This window comes from Pseudoalteromonas nigrifaciens (assembly GCF_002221505.1).
GTDB classification, from domain to species: Bacteria; Pseudomonadota; Gammaproteobacteria; order Enterobacterales; family Alteromonadaceae; genus Pseudoalteromonas; species Pseudoalteromonas nigrifaciens.
The window spans coordinates 393,462-414,938 of record NZ_CP011036.1 but is presented as its reverse complement, the minus strand read 5'-3'; the positions used below and the strand labels follow the sequence as shown (position 1 = coordinate 414,938).

The window sequence follows — 21,477 nt, the reverse complement described above, 5'->3', positions numbered from 1 at the left end:
TTGTCGCCTCAAGTTAAATTTTATGCCGCCCGCATTTCTTCTTTTTTCTCAGGGTTTAAATTTACTTCATTTATCATTGACCAGTCTCGTGACTTTCCTGACCAACGACTTGGGTTATTCAATTTAGCTGCGTCGTTTACCTGCTGACGCTTAGCTAATATTTCTTTATCTAAACCTGAATGACGCTGGTTTGGCGTCACAAATTTTATACCACTGTGAAGGTGCTCATTATTGTACCAATCAACGAACCCACTTACCCATTCTCTTGCTGCGCTTATATCTTCAAATGCCTTTTCTGGGTATTCTGGGCGATACTTTAACGTTTTAAATAACGACTCAGAGTATGGATTGTCATTACTTACTGACGGTCGACTAAATGATGGCACAATCCCTAACTCCTGTAATGTTGCCAGTAATGTCGCGCCTTTCATTGGGCTACCATTATCTGAGTGCAACGTGACTTGCTCGCGCTTTATTTGCTCCCGACTGCAAATATCCTTCATTAAATCTGCGGCTAATTCACTTAACTGTGTGTCGTAAACCTGCCAGCCAACAACCTTTCGACTAAAAATGTCCATCACTAAATATAAGTATAAAAACTGCCCTTTTACGCTCGTTGGTAAATAGGTGATATCCCAAGTGTATACTTCATTTGCACGCACAGCCTTCAATGCTCTTGGCTTTTTCATCGGCTTAGCCGGCTTTACTTTTTCTCTATGCGTTAATAAGTTATGTGCCTTCATGACACGATAAAACGAACTTTCAGACGCTATCCATATGCCCTTATCAAGCAGCTTAGGGACTATTTTACTGGCCGGTAAATGCCCATATTCGGCTGAATTAACCGTATTAATAATGCGCTGCCGCTCTAACTCTGTGAGACGGTTTGGCGGCTGTTTTTTCGTACTCGTCCGTTTGTCAGTCATATCGTCTGCTTCAATCCACCGCTGAACGGTTCTTAGTGTCAGTCCAAGTAACTCACATGCCTTTTCTTTCCTTGCCCCTGAAGCCTGTGCGTTTGTGATAAGCGTTATTAATTCATGTCGCTCAGTCGCTGTTGTTAATCGTCCTCGTTGAAACCCCAAAGTGCATCCGCTTTTTTTTTGAGTACAAGCAGAGCGGCTGTTTCAGCTAAGGCCTTATCTTTACGATTCAGTTCTTTTTGCAGCTGTTTTATCTCTTGCTTAAGCTGTTTACTGTCTGATTTAGCTAGTTTCGTTGTAGGTCCTTGGGCAAAATCTTGCTTCCACTGCTTAATATGATGCGGGTAAAGCCCTTTATTACGACAGTATTCATTAATGGCTGTTTCATCTAAATGACCACAGTCAATGATCGCGCTGAGTCTTTCTTCTAAACTCCAGTCTTGTGGTCGTTTTTCTGCTGTCATTTGGCTACCCGTCTGGTGTGTTTCAAGTTGATGTTTTTTTGCGAGTGCTATCCAACGCTGTAACGTTGAATAACCGACACCTAAATCATCTGCAATATCTTCTAAGCGAACATCATCACATTGAGATAATGCTTTTTCAACCGCTTGAACTTTAAATTCTTGTGTAAATTGACGTCTCATTATATCTGCCTCTATTAAAAGTTAGAGGCGACAACTATCCTGACACAGGGGGATATGCGTTTCACGAGAGTCACTATCTTGATGGTATACATCTACAATCCAGTGCTGGAACTCTTCTACAAACGTTGAAAAACGTATAATTGCATCTTTTTCAGGGTTATATTCTTCTTTTTCTAGAATATTTGAGAATGTTTTCCCTGGAAATTCTGATATTAAATACTGATTTATGACTTTAAAAAAACGCTCTACAACGGGCTTTAGCCAAGGTTTGCGTACAGGGTTATATTGAATATTTATTCCTGCTGACTGACAAGCATGCTCTAAGTTTTTAGACCAAAACTCAGCACCATTATCTACAACTAAGTTTTCAAATTTACCAAAGCAAGGCCAATCATTTTGTAATTGTATACTCATAGCATCAAGTTTCTTTGGTTTAATAGCATGAGTAATAGCCTTAGCAGCAGATACGTACGAAGGAGATTTATAACTAAGATGAAAACCAAGGACACAACCACTAAATACATCAATAAGTAATGTTAGGTAAGGTCTTCCAATGGGAATAAGTAACTCATCATCAAGCAGGATCAAATCAAGTGGTGTATGATCAATCTCTACACGCTCTAGAATTCTTGTCGGTGGCACGTGTGCCGAACAGTAAGCGAACCATTGATCTGCTTTAAACTTACCATGCCTTGCTACAGCCACCGCGTATGGGGGTATTGCTTTAATTCTTTTATTAAAAGCGGTGTAAGATATGATTGGAATTTTGCCTTCAACAATATTCTCATTTTCAATAATAATTAGGTCTTTATAATACTGGTATGCTGTTGCTATAGTCGGTCTTTTAGCATCTAAAAAACGCTCTAGCGCTTTATCAAAAAACTTATCATCCCCTTTTATACGCTTGGTTCTGTTTCCCATTTTATGGTTTTTATCAGCAAGAGAGGCAATATTCCCGTTGCTGTCAATATACTTTTTACGCCAACGAGCAACAGTCCGCCAATTTGGCCGATCTTGAGTATTCTCTTTAAAAAGATCGTCTAAAATAGGATCTAAATTTTGCTGGGTCCACCCACGTGAAAGTTTTTTATCTATAGAGCTTATTAGCTTATATCTTTGTAACGCTTGGCTTTTTAAAGCGTCATTAAAGGTATCCAGATCACGCTTGATTAAGTTGGCATCATCTAATTTGACGTATTGTGTGGGCGTTTGTGGCTTTAATGGCGCTAGTGATTCATCAAATTCATTAAAAAAATCAGTCATGGTGTAGCCCATAATGTTGGATTATTAGTTAAATCATCACACCCTAGATCAGCCTTAACCAACCCTTTATGCATGAGCCCAAATAAAAAAGATCGTGTTTCACCAATTGGTATCCCAATCTGAGAGCTTATATCATTTAGCTTGATTGCTCCGGATTTATGAATAAAGCTGAGGAGCTCGTTTTGAATGCCATTAACACCATAAACACCGGAATAACGGTGTAATAGTTTTAAGTTACTTAATATTGGATTTACCCTAATCTGCCTATCAGTCACTAAAACAAGATCAATTCCCAATTTTAATGATGCATCTCGTCTCGCAGCAAATTTTGCTCTAAATAGTGGGGAAGTAATTTTAGAGTAAGGTTTATATTCGTGGTATTTTTGGGTTTTATTCGTATACGAAATCAGTGCATCAGGTGTGTAAGGTAAGCTTTTACCCATAAACTCATATTTAAAGCCTTCAGGCTGACTGCCATAACTTTCAATTTCATCGTTATATTCATGATGAAAACATGCATCAAACTCTAATGTACTTTCACACATAATTACATTACTGACTTTAGTGCTCGCAAATTTGAATACATTTTTATTTGGAGATGGCTTTCTTAAGTTGCGTATATACATGACTGAAATAACTATTTTTTTACTATTGTACACATACTATACAAACAAAAAATAATTATGTCACACTATGGTTTAATAAAAATGCAATACATTGATTTTAACAAGATTAATTATTACCATCATTTTTAATAAGGGGTTTTATGTCAAAGTATGGTTTAATTATGTCACTATATGGTTGTATTATGTCAAACTATGGTTTCAGCGACAAAAGTACATACTTAACAATGAATTAGAATAAAACTCACTTGTTCATCGCAGCTTTTACGTATACATCGAAGCGGTTTTTTTTCGTTTTAATTTGCATGCTAGGAGTTTTATCGTTTAAAAACGGGGCATAGTCGGGGCGCTTTACTACCACGCGCTTACTGGCAAGTGGGTAGGCAAATTCGAGTAAATCGTCGGCGTCGGTGTCGGCGCCTACTAAGTCTTGAAATACGCGCATTTCTTTTTTAACTAAGGCTGATTTTTCGCGATGCGGAAACATAGGATCTAAGTAAACTACATCTGGCATGCTTTCGCATTGAGCAAGTAAGGTATGGCTTGAGCCAAATATGAGGCTCATGTTTTGCTGCATCCACGGACCAATTTCAATGTCGTTGTATGCGCGCTGCAGACCATCGTATAAAAGTGCTGCAACTACGGGGTGGCGTTCGTGCAATATAACTTTACAACCAAGCGACGCTAATACAAAACCATCACGTCCTAGCCCTGCTGTAGCGTCGAGAACTACCGGAGTAGCCCCTTTATTTAAGCCTACTGCTTTGGCAATTGCTTGGCCTTTACCGCCGCCAAACTTTCGTCTGTGCGCTGCAGCGCCCGTAACAAAGTCAACGCTTATTGCGCCTAGTTTAGGCTCATCGGTTTTATATAAGCTCAGGCCTGTATCGTCGTAATGCAGGCTAAAACCACTGCTTTGATCTGCCCAATGGGCTAAGCCAAAACGTGTTTCTAACTCATTTAAATAAGGACGGCATTCTTTAAAGGCACACTTAATAACCACTCTACACTCCGACGATAAAATACTTTTTTAGTATATCAAGCGCCTTAGTTTAAAGCATTAAATTAGCAATGAAAGGAAAACAATAGTCTTGAATTTGAGAGTAATTAAAGTTCAAATGCTGTAAAAAATAAAGCGGTCAGTTTCATAATGAAAACTGACCGCTATATATTGGTGAGTAACTCAAAGTGTATAGAGTTAACTTTATACTTTAGGCAGCAATACCGCTGTGGCGAAGAAGTGCGTCAACATTTGGCTCGCGGCCACGGAAGTTTTTAAATAATTCCATTGGCTCTTCGCTGCCGCCTTTTTCTAGGATGTGCTGCATAAATGCTCGCCCTGTTTCTGGGTTAAAAATGCCCTCTTCTTCAAATTTAGAATAAGCATCGGCAGAGAGTACTTCTGCCCATTTATACGAGTAATAACCTGCGCTATAACCACCGGCAAAAATATGGCTAAAGCCATGCTGAAAGCGGTTAAATTCTGGCGCTTTAATCACCGAGGTGCGGCTACGTACGTCGTTAAGCACAGCTTGAATATTACATGGCTCACCGGCTATGTAGTCGTTATGTATTTTAAAGTCGAATAACGAAAACTCTAACTGACGCAGCATTTGCATGCCCGAGTTATAGTTTTTAGCCGCTAGTAACTTATCTAGTAGCTCTTTTGGTAGTGGCTCGCCGGTTTCGTAATGCCCTGAAATAAAGCTAAGTGCTTGCTCTTCGTAGCACCAGTTTTCTAAAAACTGACTTGGTAGCTCTACCGCATCCCATGCAACGCCGTTAATGCCTGCAACAGGAGCTGCATCTACCTGAGTTAGCATATGATGAATACCATGGCCAAACTCATGGAATAAAGTAGTTACTTCGTTATGAGTAAACAAGGCCGGCTTATCGCCTATTGCTTTGTTAAAGTTACAAACTAAATACGCCACTGGTGTTTGCAATTCGCCGCTAGCGCGTACTTTGCGCCCCATACAGTCGTCCATCCATGCGCCACCTCGTTTATGATCGCGAGCATATAAGTCGAGATAAAAACGGCCACGTAACGTATTACTGCTGTCGTATATTTCAAAAAAGCGTACATCTTTGTGGTAGCTGTCAAAATCACTGACTTCTTTTACGCTAATGCCAAATAAACGGTTAACTGTTTCAAACAAACCACTTAATACTTTATTAGCTGGAAAATACGGGCGGAGTACTTCGTCTGAAATGGCGTATTTGTCTTGCTTAAGCTTTTCGCCGTAATAACCAAAATCCCACGCTGCTAGTTCGGTAATACCGTGTTTTTGCTCTGCGTAGGCTTGTAGCTCTGCAAGTTCTTGCTCTGCTTGTGGTTTTGATTTAGCCGCTAGGTCTTCTAAAAATGAGAATACTTGTGCAGGCGTCTCAGCCATTTTAGTGGCAAGTGACTTTTCAGCGTAGCTATTAAAGCCAAGCAGCTGTGCTAGTTCATGACGTAGCGCTAGCTCTTCGCTCATAATTGCTGAGTTATCAAATTCACCCGCATTAGGGCCTTGATCAGACGCACGTGTAGAAAACGCTGTGTATGTTTCTTCGCGTAGTTCGCGATTATCGGCGTAGGTCATAATAGGTAAGTACGATGGAAAATCGAGCGTAAATACCCAGCCGTCTAATTCTTTACTTTTTGCGGTATCGGCAGCTAAAGCCAACGCCGACTCTGGTAAACCAGCCAGTTCACTTTCATCGGTAATGTGTTTATGCCAAGCCAATGTGGCATCCATAACATTGTTGCCAAATTTAGAGGCCAGCTCTGATAAACGCGCGCTAATTTCGCCATAACGTTTTTGCTGCGCGGGCTCTAGTGCAATACCCGATAATTTAAAATCGCGTAATGCATTAGTAATCGACTTTTGCTGAGCGGTAGTGAGGGTTTTAAATTCATCACTGTTATATAACGCGTTGTAAGCTGCAAACAAACCTTGATGCTGCCCTACAAAAGTTGAGTACTCAGAAATAAGTGGTAAACATTGCTCGTATTGCTCACGTAGTTCGTCGTTATTCATTACTGAGTTTAAATGCGATACCGGCGAAAACATCCGTGATAATTTATCATCGGCTTCTTCTAGTGGCAGTACTAAATCGTTCCAAGTGTATGATTTTTTAGCAAGCACATCTTCAATGGCTTGGCGGCACTGCTCAATCCCGTGCTTTAGTGCTGGCACTACGTGCTCTGGCTTTATTTTTGAAAATGGCGGTAAGCCTTCAAGCCCAATTAATGGGTTAGTGTTTGCATTGGTCATATTTATCTCAAATTTGTGCATTATAAGCATTAAAGTTGGGGCAAAGTGACTAAATACAAGAGCATTTAAGCTTATGATGATCGCAATAAGATCTTTTTCGTTTATACAGGGTGTATGGTAATTTTACCTATGCTGATTAAGTAATTTGCCTTGAGCATATGCTATCATCGGCACAATACAGTTAAATAAACTTTGAGGATTAAACATGGCTCAGCATTTTGATTATATTGCAATTGGCGGTGGTAGCGGCGGTATTGCGTCAGCAAACCGTGCGGCAATGCGTGGCGCTAAAGTAGCACTTATTGAAGCAAAGCATATGGGTGGCACATGTGTAAACGTAGGATGTGTACCTAAAAAAGTAATGTGGCATGGTGCTCAAGTTGCTGAAGCAATTAATTTATATGCGCCTGATTACGGATTTAATGTTGAAGTAAAAGGTTTTGATTGGGGCAAATTAGTAGAAAGCCGCGAAGCCTACATTGGCCGAATCCATAAAGGTTACGATAATGGCCTTGCAAACAACGGCGTTACCGTAATTAAAGGTTTTGCTAAATTTGTAGATAATAAAACAGTTGAAGTAGATGGTGAGCATTATACTGCTGATCATATTTTAATTGCTGTTGGCGGTCGTCCAAGCATTCCAAACATTGAAGGTGCTGAGCACGGCATTGACTCTAATGGCTTTTTTGAGCTTAAAGAGCAACCTAAACGCGTTGCTGTTATTGGCGCAGGTTACATTGCTGTAGAGCTTGCAGGCGTACTACATAGCTTGGGCACTGACACGCATTTATTTGTGCGTAAACACGCACCACTGCGTAACTTTGACCCATATATAATCGATACGCTAGTTGAAGTAATGGCAAAAGAAGGCCCTACGCTGCATACCGAATCTGTACCACATAAATTGGTTAAAGAAGACGACGGCTCAGTAACCTTGCATTTAGATAATGGTAAAAGCCATAACGTAGACCAAGTAATTTGGGCTATTGGCCGCGAGCCAACCACAAATGCAATTAATATTGCTGCAGCAGGCGTAGAAGTTAACAGCAAAGGTTTTGTTAAAGTAGACGAGTACCAAAATACCACAGCTAAAAACGTATACGCTGTGGGCGACATTATCGAAAACGGCATTGAGCTTACCCCAGTAGCAGTTAAAGCTGGGCGTACTTTATCTGAGCGCTTATTTAATAAAGAACTGCCAGATGATTTAAAAATGGATTACAGCTTAGTTCCTACAGTAGTATTTAGTCACCCACCCATTGGTACTATTGGCTTAACAGAGCAAGAAGCTATATCGCAATACGGTGCAGAAAACGTAAAAGTATACCAATCAGCTTTTGCCGCTATGTATACCGCGGTTACGCAACATCGCCAGCCTTGTAAAATGAAGCTAGTGTGCGCAGGTCCAGATGAAAAAGTGGTCGGCTTGCATGGTATAGGTTTTGCTGTAGACGAAATGATTCAAGGTTTTGCTGTCGCCATGAAAATGGGCGCAACTAAAGCTGACTTTGATGCTGTGGTTGCTATACACCCGACTGGCTCAGAAGAGTTTGTAACGATGCGCTAAGTATCGACTTTAAACTGCAAAAGGCCTTTACTATTTATTTAGTAAGGGCTTTTTTTATGCTCAATATATTTACACTTGCAACACACAACAAACCAACCAAACCATTACAAGAAAAACATCAAGAACAGGGCTAGTTATTCCGATTCATCCCACCGACGCCGCTTCGCGTCGATCAATGGGTTTTCTCGGAAGGATTCGATAAAAAGTTTCCATAATATTTTGGCTTTCTGTCCTTTTTGTAATTAAAATCTCGCGCATGGTCTCCTATGTGGATTTTTTCATGTTTTTACTACGATCTTTTATTTACTTATTATGCTTAGCTGGTGTTGCCTCATTAATTCAGCTTGAAGGCTTTGAATTACAGCAAAATGCACTTTATAGTGAAGAAACACTCACTGAGCACATGCAAGATATTTTAACTTTTTTAAGTGCTATTTTGTTTTTTTATGCCTCGCGTATTAGCTCGAAACTTAAGGTAGCTTCGGTATTACTTGCAGCTCTAACAGCAATGATGTTTGTAAGAGAATTTGATACATACCTTGATATGTATGTTTTTGATGGCGCCTGGCAAACTATCGTTTATTCAATACTTGCTTGTATATTTGTTTACCTAATAAGAAAAAGAGGGACTATTTTTAGCTCCATCCAAGCCTATACTCAAACACCAAGTTATGGCATTTGCTTATCTGGCTTGGTTACGTTGTTAGCTTTTTCTCGCATTATGGGCAGAGGTGAATTTTGGCACTCTATAATGGGTGAGAGCTACGTGCGTATAGTTAAAAACATTATGAACAACTCCCACTAAACGCTGCGCGTTTTGAAGGAGTTTCAAAAAGAAAGCCTAAGCTACCTTTTTAGGCTGGTTCCCAGCCTGAATACCTAACGCCCAGTTTAAGTTAACTTGCGCACTGGCTACATCGCGGGGCTTCTCACAACCACATTCGCATGAGTGCCAGCGGTCTGCTAAGGATTTCTTCTTCTTAGCTCCGCAGTCTGGGCAGGTTTGACTTGGCTTAACTTGCTTTGTTGGTACTTCAACAAATTCGCTACTAGCTTCTTCCGCTTTGTATCGCAGTAAATTAAGAGTCATGGCTGGCGCGGTGTTCAGAATTTCCCGATTCAGACCAGCCTTTTGTTTCACCATTTTTCCGTTTTTCTCGACAGTACCTTTGGCACTACGAGTCATGTTCTTAACGGTGAGTTTTTCGGTGGCGATCAATGCCGCCACTTCAACTAATTTTGCAGTTTCTTTATGAGTAAAATCGAGTCTTTGACGGGCGATTTTCTGGTGGAGTTTGGCAATTTGATGCTTTAATTTTCGCTGGGTGCGAGTGCCTTTTTTCGCTAACGCGAGGTCACGTTGTAAAGAGGTTAATCGCTCTTTGCTGTTTCTGAGGTAACGGGGGTTTTCGACTTGCTCAAAATTACCATCCTGATCGATAGTCGAAAAGTAATGAGAAACACCCCAATCCAAGCCAACAGCTTTAGTGCCACAGTTTCTCTCAATGGTGTCATACTCCATTGAAACTGAAATGAACCACTCACCATTCTTTCGGATGATTTCGGCAGTTTTCGGCTTGCCTCCTGTGTTTCTAGCTTTACCTCGGATCTTAACGATACCAACATCAGCCAAATAAACAGCACCATGCTTTTTTTCTTTCAGGTTGAGCTTCCAACCATCACCATGAGCCTTGTAGCCCCAACCTTTAAAGCGTTGAAATGGTTTAAAACGTGGGAATCCAGCTTTCTTATCACCTTTTTTGAGCCGTCTAAAAAAACCGTCAAAAGCCAGTGCAACACGTTTTAATGTGACTTGCTCACTCTGAGCATTAGCATTGAAAATGCCATGCGCTTTACGATTATTACGCCACAGAGTGTTGATTTTGCACTGTTCGTGAAAGTTAAGACTGTAATTAGAATCACGATATGTTTCGATGCGATCACGTAAAGCCCAGTTGTACAACTGGTGATGGTGGACAAACAAATCCATCAGCGATTCTTCTTGAGAAACTGATGATTTCATTTTATATGTAACTTTACGGATTGCTTTTTTCATAACAACTAATTATATTTAGTTATTATGAAAAAACAAGCCCTAAATACGCTGTATCACAGCGTTTATAATATTCACTATCATTTAGTTCTTGTAACTAAATATCGTCATCGCTGTATCACGCCAGAGGTTGCCGCGTACTTAGAATCTCAGTACAAAAGGTTGTTAAAATCTTGGGATTGTGAGCTTTTGGAGTGCAATGGTGAGCCAGATCACCTTCACCTTTTAATTTCTGCTAATCCCAAGATGCAACCAAGTAAAATGGTGAACAGTTTAAAAACTGCTACATCAAGACTTGTGCGAAAGGAGTTTTCCGAACACTTGGGTGAGTTTTACTGGAAGCCAGTTTTTTACAGCAGAAGTTATTGTCTGGTTAGTTGCGGAGGTGCACCACTTGAAATCGTGAAGCAATATTTAGCTCAGCAGGAAGGATTTGATTAAAGCCACCACTTCGTGGTGGTGCGCCTTTCACCACCACCTAAATTAACTCGCTTTGGCTCATTAGATTTAGATGGAGCACTTGGCGCTATTGGGTAGAAGAAGGGATAGAAACACTTGGTTATACTTTAATTTTAATTTCAGCTATTGAGCTTGTACTTTTGTGTCGTAAACAGCTTAATAAACAGCATCACCATGTTGGCAATGGAGTAACTGACTAACCCAACTTAATTTTTTTGAGGTTAAGTTTGCTAATTGGTTTCATAAATCAATATACTAAGCTTGTTTGCAATTACTCGTATTTTGGAATTTATGATCAAAGATATACTACTACACCCAGTTCTTATCTCAGTGGTGGTGCTCACTATCGCATTTAGTTTAAAAGTACTTGTTGATAAGTTGGCGCGATATAGAGCAGAAAAAAAAGAAAAAGATACTCGCTACATTGCACACAATATTAAGCACTTTATTAACTTTACTATGGTTTTGTTACTGCTGTTTATATGGTCGACTGAGATTCAAAACTTTGCACTGTCTATAGCCGCTTTTGCCGTTGCTATTGTGCTTGCCACTAGAGAGTTTATTCAATGTGTAATTGGCTTTTTTTACTTAGTAACAACCCGCCCATTTAGAATTGGCGACTGGGTACAAGTTGGTGAATATTATGGCGAAGTAGCAGAGACCAACTGGATTAAAACCACCTTACATGAAATTGATATGCGAACTTATCAATTCTCTAGAAAAACAATATTTATTCCTAATAACAAATTAATTACCAGCCCAATAAAAAACTTAAACTTTGTTAAACGCTTTGCTACTCATCATTTTAATATTGTGCGTAAAGACAGCTTTAATCCGTACCCTATTTACGAAACTCTTCGCAATAAAGCCAAGCATTACTGCGAAGAGTTTGAAGAAGTGGCGAGCCGGTATAACTCTATTATCGAAAGAAAATTAGATGCAAAAATTTCAGGCCCAGAACCCGAAATTCACTTTGGTACTACTGAGTTAGGAGAATTTAGAGCAAGCTTCACCCTATTTTGCCCAACCGATAAAGCACTTGAAATAGAACATAAGTTAACTGAATGCTTTATGGAGCTGTGGTATAGCGAAGCAACTAAAAATAATATTAAGGGTTAAAGGTCTACTACTAAATTAATAGAAGTCGAACTTATTAAAGTGACTTTTTATCGAGGAAAACCCAGAGTTCAGAGCGAAGCTATGTCGCTGGGTAGCTCACTTAGGCGAAAGAGAAGAAATATGACTATCACTCTACTGCCTACTAATAAGGCTGCAGTAGAGTAATTATTCACGCTTATAAAATAAAAGTAGCCACCTTATCACTCAAATCAGCAGCGCGATCTTTAAGTACTTTTGCTTGGCTTAAATGGGTCAAAGCCGACTCAGTGATCTCATCAGTAACATCTTTTATAGCAACCGTATTTTGCGTTATTTCATTTGTTACTTGTGTTTGTTCTTCGGCTGCTATGGCTATTTGTCCTGCCATATCAGAAATTATATTAACCGCTTGAGTAATTTCTTCGAGGGCTTTCGCTGCAGCATTAACGTCATCAACACTATTATTAGCTAACCTTTTACTACTATCCATTAAACTAACAGCCTGCTTAGTCGTGTTTTGTAAAGTTTCGATAGTAGTATAAATTTCAGCAGTAGACTCTTGAGTGCGGCGAGATAGAACGCGTACTTCATCGGCAACAACGGCAAAGCCGCGACCGTGCTCACCGGCACGAGCAGCTTCAATAGCCGCATTGAGTGCTAATAAAATTTTAAGTAAATATCGTGAAACAAACAAAAAAACCCCGCATTTTATATGCGGGGCTTTTTTTTGTTAGCTAAATGGTTAGGTTTACACCATTGCAGCTTGTAGCTTTTTCATCGCTGTTTTTTCTAACTGGCGAACACGCTCAGCCGATACACTGTATTTTTCAGCAAGTTCTTGTAGCGTTGCTTTATCGTCGGTTAACCAACGTGCGCTTACAATGTCTTGCGAGCGTTCATCTAGCGTTTTAAGAGCGCTAAACAAACGAGTATGTGATTGTTCTTGCCATTGTTGCTGCTCAATATCGTCAGCTAAGTCAGCAGTGCCATCAGTTAAATACTGTACTGGTGAATAGGTGCTGCTTGGTGCGCTGTCGTCGTCATCACCTGTAAGGTCAAAGCCCATGTCTTGGCCGCTCATGCGCGATTCCATTTCACGTACTTCTTTTTCACTCACACCTAGCTCGCTAGCTACTGTGCTAACTTCTGCTTGGTTAAACCAACCTAAACGTTTTTTATTTTTACGAAGGTTAAAAAACAATTTACGCTGTGCTTTAGTGGTAGCAACTTTTACGATGCGCCAGTTTTTAAGTACAAACTCATGAATTTCTGCTTTAATCCAATGCACTGCAAACGATACTAAACGCACACCCACTTCTGGGTTGAAACGCTTTACCGCTTTCATCAGGCCAATATTACCTTCTTGGATTAAATCTGCTTGTGGCAAGCCATAACCCGAGTAGCCTTTTGCAATATGCGCTACAAAGCGTAAGTGCGACATAATGAGTTGCTTTGCAGCACTAAGATCACCTTCTTCCTGAAGACGTGTTGCCAGCTCTTGTTCTTGCTCTACTTTAAGCATAGGAATAGTGCTTACCGCTTGAAGGTAACCGTCCATGCTTGCGCTTTGCTGTCCAACTGTAAGTGCCATTGCGTATAAATCTTTACTCATTTTTCACCTCGGTGATAAACATTTGAAACTATCTTAGCACTCTTTGCCTAAGAGTGCTAACCCCAATTTAAAACTTTTCTTAAGTATAAATCAAGTGGTTTTTTGTATTTTTTAAGTCTACGCTAAGCGACTGAATAAGTGATGAATTAAGCCTGCTATAGCTTTAAAGCACTTTTATAAAAACTGCTTTAAAAAGAATAATATAAAAATGTGACCATTTTATGTCAGACTTTATCTGGCTCAATTTCTTTTATATAACGATTAACCGATAAGTACGAACCAATAAACCCTAAGCTAGTAGCAAGCAGTACCAGCGAGCCAAATTCTTTTAAGGTTAAACCAATTAAAGAAAAACTAGTTTGGTAAACGCTTGCCACACTGCTAACCGCAGTTGATAGCCACCACATCATTAGCGCCACACATATAAATGCAAATAACCCGCCTATAACGCCATACCATATTCCGGTCCATAAAAAGGGGGCGTGAATAAAAGTATTAGTAGCGCCTACCAGCTTCATTACTTGTATTTCTTCTTTTTTATCCATAATAGACAAACGAATAGTGTTACCTATTATTAGCGTTACCGAGGTAAGCAATAGCAGCGCAATGGTAATAACACTTTCTTTTAATAGGCTTAGCAATGCATTTAGGCGCTCAAGCCAAGCTATGTCGAGCTTGCCAAAATCAACTTCTCGCTCACTTTCAAGCTTAGTTAAAAGTACTTTTGCGGCATTAGGTTGTCTGTGTCGCGATGTTGGTATAACGAGCACAACATCGGGTAACGGATTGCTATTTAAATAGCTTAACGCCTGACCAAATCCAGATACTTGCTTAAACTCTTGTAGAGCTTGCTGCTTAGAAATAAAGGTCACGCTTTCCACTTCTGGGTAGAGTGCTAAGCGCTTTACTAAGGTTTGGGTTTCTTGCTCGTTCATGCTTTCTTTTACGAACAAAGAAATTTCGCTGGCCTCTTCAAAGCCACTGCTTACCTGTTGCACATTTTTAACCACTAAGTATAAGCTAGCTGGCAAGGTTAAGCTCAAACCCAGTACTGCAATAGTCATTAACGACGCTAGAGGTGTACGCCACATTTCACCTAAGCTATGTACGCCTTGGCGAAAAATATTAATAATAAAAAAATAACCGCCAGCAAATACTGATTTTTTTTGTTTATCGTTACTATTTTGACGACTTTTAAAAAGTAAACTCATAATGCGCCCTCGGCTAACGGATCTTGAATCATACGACCATCTTTTAGGGTTAAGCTGCGATACTTCATCCGGGCCACTAATCCTAGATCGTGGGTAGCAATAAGTACGGTTGTCCCATGGTTATTAAACTCTTCAAAAAGACGTAATATTTCCATTGAAAGCTCAGGATCTAGGTTACCCGTAGGTTCATCTGCTAATAATATTGGCGGGGAGTTAACAATTGCGCGGGCAATACCCACACGCTGCTGCTCGCCACCAGAGAGCATAGATGGGTGGCATTTAATTTTATCAATCAAGCCAACCTTATCAAGCGCGCCATGCACACGCTTTGCAATTTGCTTATGGTGTGTGCCTTCAATGATCAAGGGCAGTGCTACGTTATCAAATATAGTGTAGCGCTCTAATAAGCGGTGGTTTTGAAATATAATGCCGATGTCGCGACGGGCATAAGGAATTTGCCGTGAGTTTACTTTGTTTAAATCGATACCGTTAATAAACACACTTCCAGCAGAAGGGCGTTCCATTAAGCTAATTAGCTTTAACAGCGTACTTTTACCCGCGCCACTGTGGCCGGTTAAAAACGCGAGTTCACCAGGTTTAATATGAAAATTAACTTTTTCAAGAGCGCGATGCCCGCCTGGATAGGTTTTACTTACTTGCTGAAAATTTATCATTTTTTATTATGCCAACACTATTAAACATCAATAAAGCTGGTATTCCTCGCAATTAAAAAGGGAGCAAGCTCCCTCTTTTGGTAAATAAAAGTTCCACCTTTTAAAGGTGTGTTATAAACCACACCTACAGAACCGGAAAATCAAAGTACAAACATGACCATTTGGGTGAAGCTTTCACTTTATGAACGTCGCGCTGATCACTTTTCAACGCTTGTACTAATAGCTTGCTAAGCTTTAAGCGTCGTCTTCATCTTGGCTAAATAGCGCATCAATAAAGTCATCGCTTTTAAAGGCACGTAAATCATCAATACTTTCACCCACACCAATATAGCGAATTGGAATGTTAAACTTATCTGCTACCGCAAAAATAACACCGCCTTTTGCCGTGCCATCTAGTTTTGAAAGAGTAATACCGGTTAAACCAACGCATTGATTAAACAAGTTTACCTGGCTAATCGCATTTTGCCCTGTGCCTGCATCAATAGTTAACATTACTTCGTGCGGCGCATCAGGATCAATTTTTTTCATTACTCGCGCTATTTTTTCAAGCTCTTGCATTAAATTGTCTTTATTTTGCAAGCGCCCTGCTGTATCTGCGATTAATACGTCAACGTTACGCGCTTTTGCCGCTTGAAAAGCATCAAAAATAACAGACGCACTGTCAGCACCAGTATGCTGTGCAATAACAGGAATACTATTACGTTCGCCCCATACTTGTAGTTGCTCAACCGCTGCGGCTCTAAATGTATCACCCGCAGCAAGCATGACCGACTTGCCTTCGCTTTGAAATTGCTTAGCCAATTTACCAATGGTCGTCGTTTTACCTACACCGTTAACACCTACCATTAATATAACAAATGGTTTTTTATCGGCTGGAATAACCAACGGCTGCTCTGCAGTTTTAAGCATTACGGCCATTTCTTGTTTCATTAGCTCATAAAGTGCGTCACCGTCTTTTAATTGCTTACGGTTTGCCGCATCAGTTAGGCGGTCTATTAACTTCATTGTGGTATCAACGCCTAAATCGGCGGTGAGTAATTGCGTTTCTAGCTCTTCAAATAAATCATCGTCTATTTTTTTACCGCTAAATATGGAAGCAAAACCAGAACCAATATTAACGCGAGTTTTTAATAAACCTTTTTTAAGGCGAGAGAAAAAACCTTCTTTTTTAGGTTTCTCTACTTTTTGAGTTGCTTCGCTTGCAAGTTCATCTGCAATACGCTGCTGCTCTAAGCGCTCAGCCTCTGCTTGTTCAGCTGCAACACGCGCTTGTTCTAAACGCTCAGCTTCTGCTTGCTCTGCTGCAATACGTACTTGCTCTAAACGTTCAGCTTCTGCTTGCTCTGCTGCAATTCGTGCTTGCTCTAAACGCTCAGCTTCTGCTTGCTCTGCTGCAATTCGTGCTTGCTCTAAACGCTCAGCTTCTGCTTGTTCAGCTGCAATACGCTGTTGTTCTAATCGCTCAGCTTCTGCTTGCTCTGCTGCAATTCGTGCTTGTTCTAAACGCTCAGCTTCTGCTTGCTCTGCTGCAATACGTTGCTGTTCTAATCGCTCAGCTTCTGCTTGCTCTGCTGCAATACGTACTTGCTCTAAGCGTTCAGCTTCAGCCTTTTCCGCTGCTGCTTTTTCTTGATCAAGGCGCATCTGCGCTTCTTGCTCTGCTAAACGCTGCTGTTGCTCTAACTGTAATGCATGAGCATCGGCTTGCTGTTTTGCGAGTAACTCAGCATTGGCTTTTTCAATCGCTAGCTTTTCAGCTTGCTCTCTCTGTGCTTGCTCGGCTGCAAGTTTTTGCTGCTCTAAATACTCAGTTTCAGCTTGCTCTGCTAAACGCTGCTGTTGCTCTAGCTGTAATGCATGAGCATCGGCTTGCTGTTTTGCGAGTAACTCAGCATTGGCTTTTTCAATCGCTAGCTTTTCGGCTTGCTCTCTCTGTGCTTGCTCGGCTGCAAGCTTTTGCTGCTCTAAATTCTCAGCTTCTGCTTGCTCTGCTACAATACGTGCTTGCTCTAAACGCTCAGCCTCTGCTTGTTCTGCTGCTGCTTTTTCTTGCTCAAGGCGCATCTGCGCTTCTTGCTCTGCTAAACGCTGCTGTTGCTCTAGCTTTAATGCATGAGCATCGGCTTGCTGTTTTGCGAGTAACTCAGCATTGGCTTTTTCAATCGCTAGCTTTTCGGCTTGCTCTTTTTGGACTTGCTCCGCTGCTATTTTTTCTGCAGCCTCTTGCTCCGCTTTTTCAGCGACCAGTCGCTGTTGCTCTAAATGCTCTGCTTTAGCTTTTTCTGCTGCTAAGCGCGCTTGCTGTTGGTTATCGGCCTCTTGGGCACTTTGTTCCGCTTGTTGTTTTTTATCTGACTTACCAAAACCTAACCAAGACAGTAATTTACTTTTTTTTGCCATACTTGCTAATAACCACTTATAAAAATCTGATAAACTAACGATAATAATAGTATGTGCGTTAACTGCTATTTTAAACTGTTTAAAGGCACAATCTATTGTCTAGGATGCTTATACTACCACTTTTAATGCAGTTGAAAAATAATACGCTATGATATGATTGCAATATTATCTGAGCTAGATAGCAGATACCAATTTTTAGTGAGCTAAATGAGAAAAAAAACAACACAAAATAAAGTAACTAGCAAATCCAGCGATGGCTTTATTAGAGTGATCAGTGGCCAATTTAGAGGCCGAAAGCTGCCCGTTAAAGACGTACAAGGGCTGCGCCCAACAACCGATCGTATAAAAGAAACAGTGTTTAATTGGTTAATGCAAGATACCCGAGAGGCAAATGTGCTCGACTGTTTTGCTGGTTCTGGCGGTTTAGGTTTTGAGGCACTGTCGCGATTTGCTAAAAGCGCTACTTTTGTTGAACTTGACGCTGCCGCAGCAAAGCAAATTGAGCTAAACATTAGCACTTTAAAGCTGCAAAACGCACACGTAAAACATACCAATACACTGGCATTTTTAGAGCAAATTAATAGTAATGAGCCATTTAATCTAGTTTTTGTTGACCCGCCATTTCGTAAAAACTTGGCACAATCGAGCGCTGATTTACTAGAAAACAATCAATGGCTAAGCAGTGACGCTTTAATTTACATTGAGGTAGAAAGCGAGTTAAGCACCTTTACTGCACCAATCAACTGGTTGTTAATTAAAGAAAAAAAGGCTGGGCAAGTTTTTTGTCGTTTGTATCAACGCCAAGTAAATTAACACTGTTTTAGATGCCAGCTTTCTGTTAATATTATCCTTTACATGTGGTGTTGCTTCGGATTACAATACCGCACCATTTTTGAACCACTTGATCAATGTTTGATCAACTTGAGCAACGCTCATAATTTAGGTAGGTGAATTTTTAATGCCAGTAATTAAAGTAAGAGAGAACGAACCGTTTGACGTAGCACTTCGTCGCTTCAAGCGTTCATGTGAAAAAGCAGGAATCCTTTCAGAAGTTCGTCGTCGCGAGCACTATGAAAAACCAACAGCTGAGCGTAAGCGTAAAAAAGCTGCTGCAGTAAAACGTCACATGAAAAAACTTTCTCGTGATAACGCACGTCGCGTTAAATTATACTAATATATTAGGTCTTGTATAAATGAGCCTTTTAATAACGCTAAAAGATGCGCAAAAAGATGCGATGAGAGCCAAAGACAAATTACGTCTTAACCCTATTCGCATGGTACTTGCTGAAGTCATGAAACGTGAAAAAGACGAGCAAATAACATTAGACGACGCAGGTATTACCTCCGTTATAGTGAAGCTTGTTAAACAACGTCGTGACTCTTACACTCAGTACAAAGATGCTGGGCGTGATGATTTAGCTGATATTGAAGCCAATGAAATAGTAGCACTTGAAACTTTCTTACCTCAAAAATTGAGTGAAGAAGAAATAATTGCTCTCATTGATGCGGCTATTGCTGACACTAACGCAGCAGGTATGCAAGACATGGGTAAAGTAATGGGTATAATCAAAAGCAAAGCTGAAGGTCGCGCCGATATGGGCAAAATCTCTGGTTTAATTAAGCAACGATTAACAGCCTAGTACTCCCACATACATTAAGTATGATTGAAGTAAACCGAGCCTAGAGCTCGGTTTCTTTGTTTTTGTATCCGATTTGTGTTCAAATCTACAAACGTGCTATTTGCACCCGCCCTATTTAATAGCAATTAATATATGCGTATAAAATCGTTTGATTTTATTTGTAGGGTTATAAACTTAATCTCGCTTTCATTGTTATTCTAATTATCTCAGGACGTTATTTTACTAATGGCTGGAAAGATCCCACGTAATTTTATAGATGACTTGCTTGCCAGAACCGATATTGTCGACCTGATAGACTCAAAAGTAGGTCTTAAAAAAGCCGGTAAAGACTACCAAGCTTGCTGCCCATTTCATAACGAAAAATCGCCTTCGTTCACCGTTTCCCAAGATAAACAGTTTTATCACTGCTTTGGCTGTGGCGTTAACGGCAATGCTATTTCGTTTGTTATGGAATACGAAAAACTTGAGTTTGTTGATGCTATTGAAGAGCTTGCAAGTTTACTTAATTTAGAAGTTCCCCGTGAGCAAGGTAGCGGTTCTGCACCTGAGCGTACTGCAGCGCAAAAACGCTCTGATTACGATTTAATGCTCCATACTGCAAGGTTTTATCAACACCAGTTAAAGCACCATAGTAATTCTGCCGCTGTTATTGAATATGTTAAAGGCCGGGGCTTAAGCGGCGAAATAGTTAAAAAGTTCATGATAGGTTATGCACCAAGTGAATGGGATGGTTTGTGCCTACAGCTTGGCCGTAACAAAGAACAAAAAGAGCAATTGGTAGAGCTAAAACTCGCCTCAGAAAAAACACCTGGCAGACAGTTTGACTTTTTTCGCGATCGTTTAATGTTCCCTATTCGCGATAAACGTGGCCGCGTTGTTGCCTTTGGTGGGCGCGTAATGCAAGCCGATCAAGGCCCTAAATATTTAAACTCGCCAGAGACACGTATTTTTCATAAAGGCTTTGAACTCTATGGTTTATATGAAGCTAAACAAGCACATAAAAAGCTCGACCATGTACTGATTGTTGAAGGTTATATGGATGTGGTGGCGCTGGCAGAGCAAGGTATTGAATATGCCGTTGCAGCACTTGGGACAGCAACAACCAGTGAGCATATGCACACTCTATTTAGAACAACAGATAAAGTAATTTGTTGTTACGATGGTGACCGTGCAGGGCGTGATGCAGCTTGGCGTGCGCTCGAAAACGCACTGCCTTATTTAAATGATGGTAAAGCATTAAACTTTGTATTTTTACCCGACGGCGAAGACCCCGATTCCTTAGTACAAGCCGAAGGTAAAGATAAGTTTGAACAAAGATTAAATGCAGCCGATGATTTCACTAAAGTGTTATTCAATAAGCTCAGCCTTGAAATAGATTTAACGCTTGATTCGGGTAAAGCCAAGTTACTTAGTGCCGCATTGCCATTAATTGAAAAAATTCCTAGTGAGTTTTATCAAGAAAATATTCTTGAGCAGCTCGGGCGATTAATTGGCCGTACTCGTGAGCAGCTTAATAATCGCTTAAAAACCCCCAAGCAACAGCATTCTATTGAGCGAAAATTTAAAATAACCCCCATGCGCCAAGCAATCGGTATTTTAATTCAACACCCGCAAATGGCGAAAAGCGTGCCCTATTTGCCCGATTTAGCACAAATGAATATTGCCGGCATTGGTTTGCTACTACGGTTACAACATCAAGCGTTGCAAAAAGAAGATGTTACCACAGCGCAGTTGCTCGAATTTTTTAGAGGCACTGACGATTATGACCCGCTAACTAAGCTGGCAACGTGGCAACATCAAATAAATGAAGAGCGTTTAGAGACTGTTTTTCAAAATACTTTTAAATTTATTGAAGATCAGTGTTTAAATTATCGACTAGAGACCCTATTAATAAAGGATAAGACGCAAGGTCTAAATAGCGATGAAAGACTTGAATGTCATTTGTTAATGACAGCGTTAAAAGCGACTAACAGCTAGTCAAATTTGATTTAAACTGTTATACTACGCTATTCACTGCGTCACATTATTCTAGTTTAGCTTTAAGGCA

At 40.3% G+C, this 21,477-nt stretch carries 18 protein-coding genes and 1 pseudogene; 8 read left to right on the top strand and 11 right to left on the bottom strand.

Features of this window, described 5'->3' with window-relative positions:
- Positions 1–20 precede the first annotated feature (20 nt).
- The 5 genes from PNIG_RS01940 to prlC form a co-directional block, all read right to left on the bottom strand.
- A protein-coding gene (locus PNIG_RS01940; RefSeq protein ID WP_089367662.1) for an IS3 family transposase occupies positions 21–1,567 on the bottom strand; the annotation gives its coding sequence in 2 pieces (ribosomal slippage) (positions 21–1,087 and positions 1,087–1,567; 1,548 coding nt in all).
- Between the two features lie 21 nt (positions 1,568–1,588).
- Positions 1,589–2,830 carry a DDE-type integrase/transposase/recombinase gene (locus tag PNIG_RS01935; protein WP_244181053.1) on the bottom strand — a complete coding sequence of 414 codons (1,242 nt, stop codon included), beginning with the start codon at positions 2,828–2,830 and terminating at the stop codon, positions 1,589–1,591.
- A complete protein-coding gene (locus tag PNIG_RS01930; RefSeq protein WP_244181052.1) occupies positions 2,827–3,375 on the bottom strand; it encodes a TnsA endonuclease N-terminal domain-containing protein in 549 nt (182 codons plus the stop codon). Before PNIG_RS01930 ends, PNIG_RS01935 begins: the two co-directional genes overlap by 4 nt.
- A gap of 322 nt (positions 3,376–3,697) precedes the next feature.
- On the bottom strand, positions 3,698–4,456 hold the full coding sequence (locus tag PNIG_RS01925; protein WP_089367660.1) for a class I SAM-dependent methyltransferase: 759 nt from the start codon (positions 4,454–4,456) through the stop codon (positions 3,698–3,700).
- A 208-nt stretch (positions 4,457–4,664) separates the two neighbouring features.
- The gene (gene prlC, locus PNIG_RS01920) at positions 4,665–6,716 is read right to left on the bottom strand and encodes an oligopeptidase A (RefSeq protein WP_089368924.1); all 2,052 of its coding nucleotides are present in this window, start codon (positions 6,714–6,716) and stop codon (positions 4,665–4,667) included.
- 205 nt (positions 6,717–6,921) lie between these two features.
- Between prlC and gorA the strand changes: the two genes are divergently transcribed.
- Both gorA and PNIG_RS01910 read left to right on the top strand, forming a co-directional pair.
- A complete protein-coding gene (gene gorA, locus PNIG_RS01915; protein ID WP_011327071.1) occupies positions 6,922–8,283 on the top strand; it encodes a glutathione-disulfide reductase in 1,362 nt (453 codons plus the stop codon).
- Positions 8,284–8,563: 280 nt separating this feature from the next.
- Positions 8,564–9,088 carry a hypothetical protein gene (locus PNIG_RS01910; RefSeq protein WP_225741007.1) on the top strand — a complete coding sequence of 175 codons (525 nt, stop codon included), beginning with the start codon at positions 8,564–8,566 and terminating at the stop codon, positions 9,086–9,088.
- Between the two features lie 36 nt (positions 9,089–9,124).
- Here the strand turns inward: PNIG_RS01910 and PNIG_RS01905 are convergent, their stop codons facing one another.
- Entirely contained in the window at positions 9,125–10,339 is a 1,215-nt protein-coding gene (locus PNIG_RS01905) for an RNA-guided endonuclease InsQ/TnpB family protein (protein WP_024605726.1), read from the bottom strand.
- A 24-nt stretch (positions 10,340–10,363) separates the two neighbouring features.
- On the opposite strand from PNIG_RS01905, the gene tnpA reads away from it, so the two are divergent.
- Entirely contained in the window at positions 10,364–10,777 is a 414-nt protein-coding gene (gene tnpA / locus PNIG_RS01900) for an IS200/IS605 family transposase (RefSeq protein WP_036932744.1), read from the top strand.
- Between the two features lie 309 nt (positions 10,778–11,086).
- Positions 11,087–11,914, top strand: a complete 828-nt coding sequence (locus tag PNIG_RS01895; RefSeq protein WP_089367659.1) for a mechanosensitive ion channel family protein — start codon at positions 11,087–11,089, stop codon at positions 11,912–11,914.
- A 175-nt stretch (positions 11,915–12,089) separates the two neighbouring features.
- Here PNIG_RS01895 and PNIG_RS01890 read toward each other — a convergent pair.
- The 5 genes and pseudogenes from PNIG_RS01890 to ftsY all read right to left on the bottom strand — a co-directional run.
- A pseudogene (locus PNIG_RS01890) lies at positions 12,090–12,557 on the bottom strand (methyl-accepting chemotaxis protein); the annotation flags it as partial.
- 84 nt (positions 12,558–12,641) lie between these two features.
- Positions 12,642–13,505, bottom strand: coding sequence for an RNA polymerase sigma factor RpoH (gene rpoH / locus PNIG_RS01885; protein ID WP_011327068.1), 864 nt, complete (start codon positions 13,503–13,505; stop codon positions 12,642–12,644).
- 224 nt (positions 13,506–13,729) lie between these two features.
- Positions 13,730–14,716 carry a permease-like cell division protein FtsX gene (gene ftsX, locus PNIG_RS01880; RefSeq protein WP_011327067.1) on the bottom strand — a complete coding sequence of 329 codons (987 nt, stop codon included), beginning with the start codon at positions 14,714–14,716 and terminating at the stop codon, positions 13,730–13,732.
- Positions 14,713–15,390: a cell division ATP-binding protein FtsE gene (gene ftsE / locus PNIG_RS01875; RefSeq protein WP_058372450.1), complete on the bottom strand. Its 678-nt coding sequence runs from the start codon at positions 15,388–15,390 to the stop codon at positions 14,713–14,715. Before ftsE ends, ftsX begins: the two co-directional genes overlap by 4 nt.
- A 234-nt stretch (positions 15,391–15,624) precedes the next feature.
- Complete coding sequence (gene ftsY / locus PNIG_RS01870) at positions 15,625–17,790, bottom strand: signal recognition particle-docking protein FtsY (RefSeq protein ID WP_089367658.1); 2,166 nt, start codon at positions 17,788–17,790, stop codon at positions 15,625–15,627.
- 207 nt (positions 17,791–17,997) lie between these two features.
- On the opposite strand from ftsY, the gene rsmD reads away from it, so the two are divergent.
- The 4 genes from rsmD to dnaG all read left to right on the top strand — a co-directional run bounded on the left by rsmD (position 17,998) and on the right by dnaG (position 21,407).
- Positions 17,998–18,603, top strand: coding sequence for a 16S rRNA (guanine(966)-N(2))-methyltransferase RsmD (gene rsmD, locus PNIG_RS01865; protein ID WP_011327064.1), 606 nt, complete (start codon positions 17,998–18,000; stop codon positions 18,601–18,603).
- A gap of 145 nt (positions 18,604–18,748) precedes the next feature.
- Positions 18,749–18,964: a 30S ribosomal protein S21 gene (rpsU, locus tag PNIG_RS01860; protein ID WP_002957797.1), complete on the top strand. Its 216-nt coding sequence runs from the start codon at positions 18,749–18,751 to the stop codon at positions 18,962–18,964.
- Between the two features lie 19 nt (positions 18,965–18,983).
- Positions 18,984–19,430 (top strand): GatB/YqeY domain-containing protein, encoded by a 447-nt coding sequence (locus PNIG_RS01855; RefSeq protein ID WP_041454325.1) that lies wholly within the window; start codon positions 18,984–18,986, stop codon positions 19,428–19,430.
- 225 nt (positions 19,431–19,655) lie between these two features.
- On the top strand, positions 19,656–21,407 hold the full coding sequence (gene dnaG / locus PNIG_RS01850) for a DNA primase (protein WP_011327062.1): 1,752 nt from the start codon (positions 19,656–19,658) through the stop codon (positions 21,405–21,407).
- Positions 21,408–21,477 lie beyond the last annotated feature (70 nt).

Excerpts from the sequence above, each read along its gene's own strand:
- gorA (WP_011327071.1), top strand. The coding sequence starts at position 6,922 with ATGGCTCAGCATTTTGATTATATTGCAATTGGCGGTGGTAGCGGCGGT.
- PNIG_RS01905 (WP_024605726.1), bottom strand. The coding sequence starts at position 10,339 with ATGAAAAAAGCAATCCGTAAAGTTACATATAAAATGAAATCATCAGTT.
- rpsU (WP_002957797.1), top strand. The coding sequence starts at position 18,749 with ATGCCAGTAATTAAAGTAAGAGAGAACGAACCGTTTGACGTAGCACTT.
- ftsX (WP_011327067.1), bottom strand. The coding sequence starts at position 14,716 with ATGAGTTTACTTTTTAAAAGTCGTCAAAATAGTAACGATAAACAAAAA.
- PNIG_RS01930 (WP_244181052.1), bottom strand. The coding sequence starts at position 3,375 with ATGTGTGAAAGTACATTAGAGTTTGATGCATGTTTTCATCATGAATAT.
- PNIG_RS01855 (WP_041454325.1), top strand. The coding sequence starts at position 18,984 with ATGAGCCTTTTAATAACGCTAAAAGATGCGCAAAAAGATGCGATGAGA.
- rpoH (WP_011327068.1), bottom strand. The coding sequence starts at position 13,505 with ATGAGTAAAGATTTATACGCAATGGCACTTACAGTTGGACAGCAAAGC.
- dnaG (WP_011327062.1), top strand. The coding sequence starts at position 19,656 with ATGGCTGGAAAGATCCCACGTAATTTTATAGATGACTTGCTTGCCAGA.
- rsmD (WP_011327064.1), top strand. The coding sequence starts at position 17,998 with ATGAGAAAAAAAACAACACAAAATAAAGTAACTAGCAAATCCAGCGAT.
- PNIG_RS01935 (WP_244181053.1), bottom strand. The coding sequence starts at position 2,830 with ATGACTGATTTTTTTAATGAATTTGATGAATCACTAGCGCCATTAAAG.
- tnpA (WP_036932744.1), top strand. The coding sequence starts at position 10,364 with ATGAAAAAACAAGCCCTAAATACGCTGTATCACAGCGTTTATAATATT.
- PNIG_RS01895 (WP_089367659.1), top strand. The coding sequence starts at position 11,087 with ATGATCAAAGATATACTACTACACCCAGTTCTTATCTCAGTGGTGGTG.
- PNIG_RS01910 (WP_225741007.1), top strand. The coding sequence starts at position 8,564 with ATGTTTTTACTACGATCTTTTATTTACTTATTATGCTTAGCTGGTGTT.
- ftsE (WP_058372450.1), bottom strand. The coding sequence starts at position 15,390 with ATGATAAATTTTCAGCAAGTAAGTAAAACCTATCCAGGCGGGCATCGC.
- prlC (WP_089368924.1), bottom strand. The coding sequence starts at position 6,716 with ATGACCAATGCAAACACTAACCCATTAATTGGGCTTGAAGGCTTACCG.
- ftsY (WP_089367658.1), bottom strand. The coding sequence starts at position 17,790 with ATGGCAAAAAAAAGTAAATTACTGTCTTGGTTAGGTTTTGGTAAGTCA.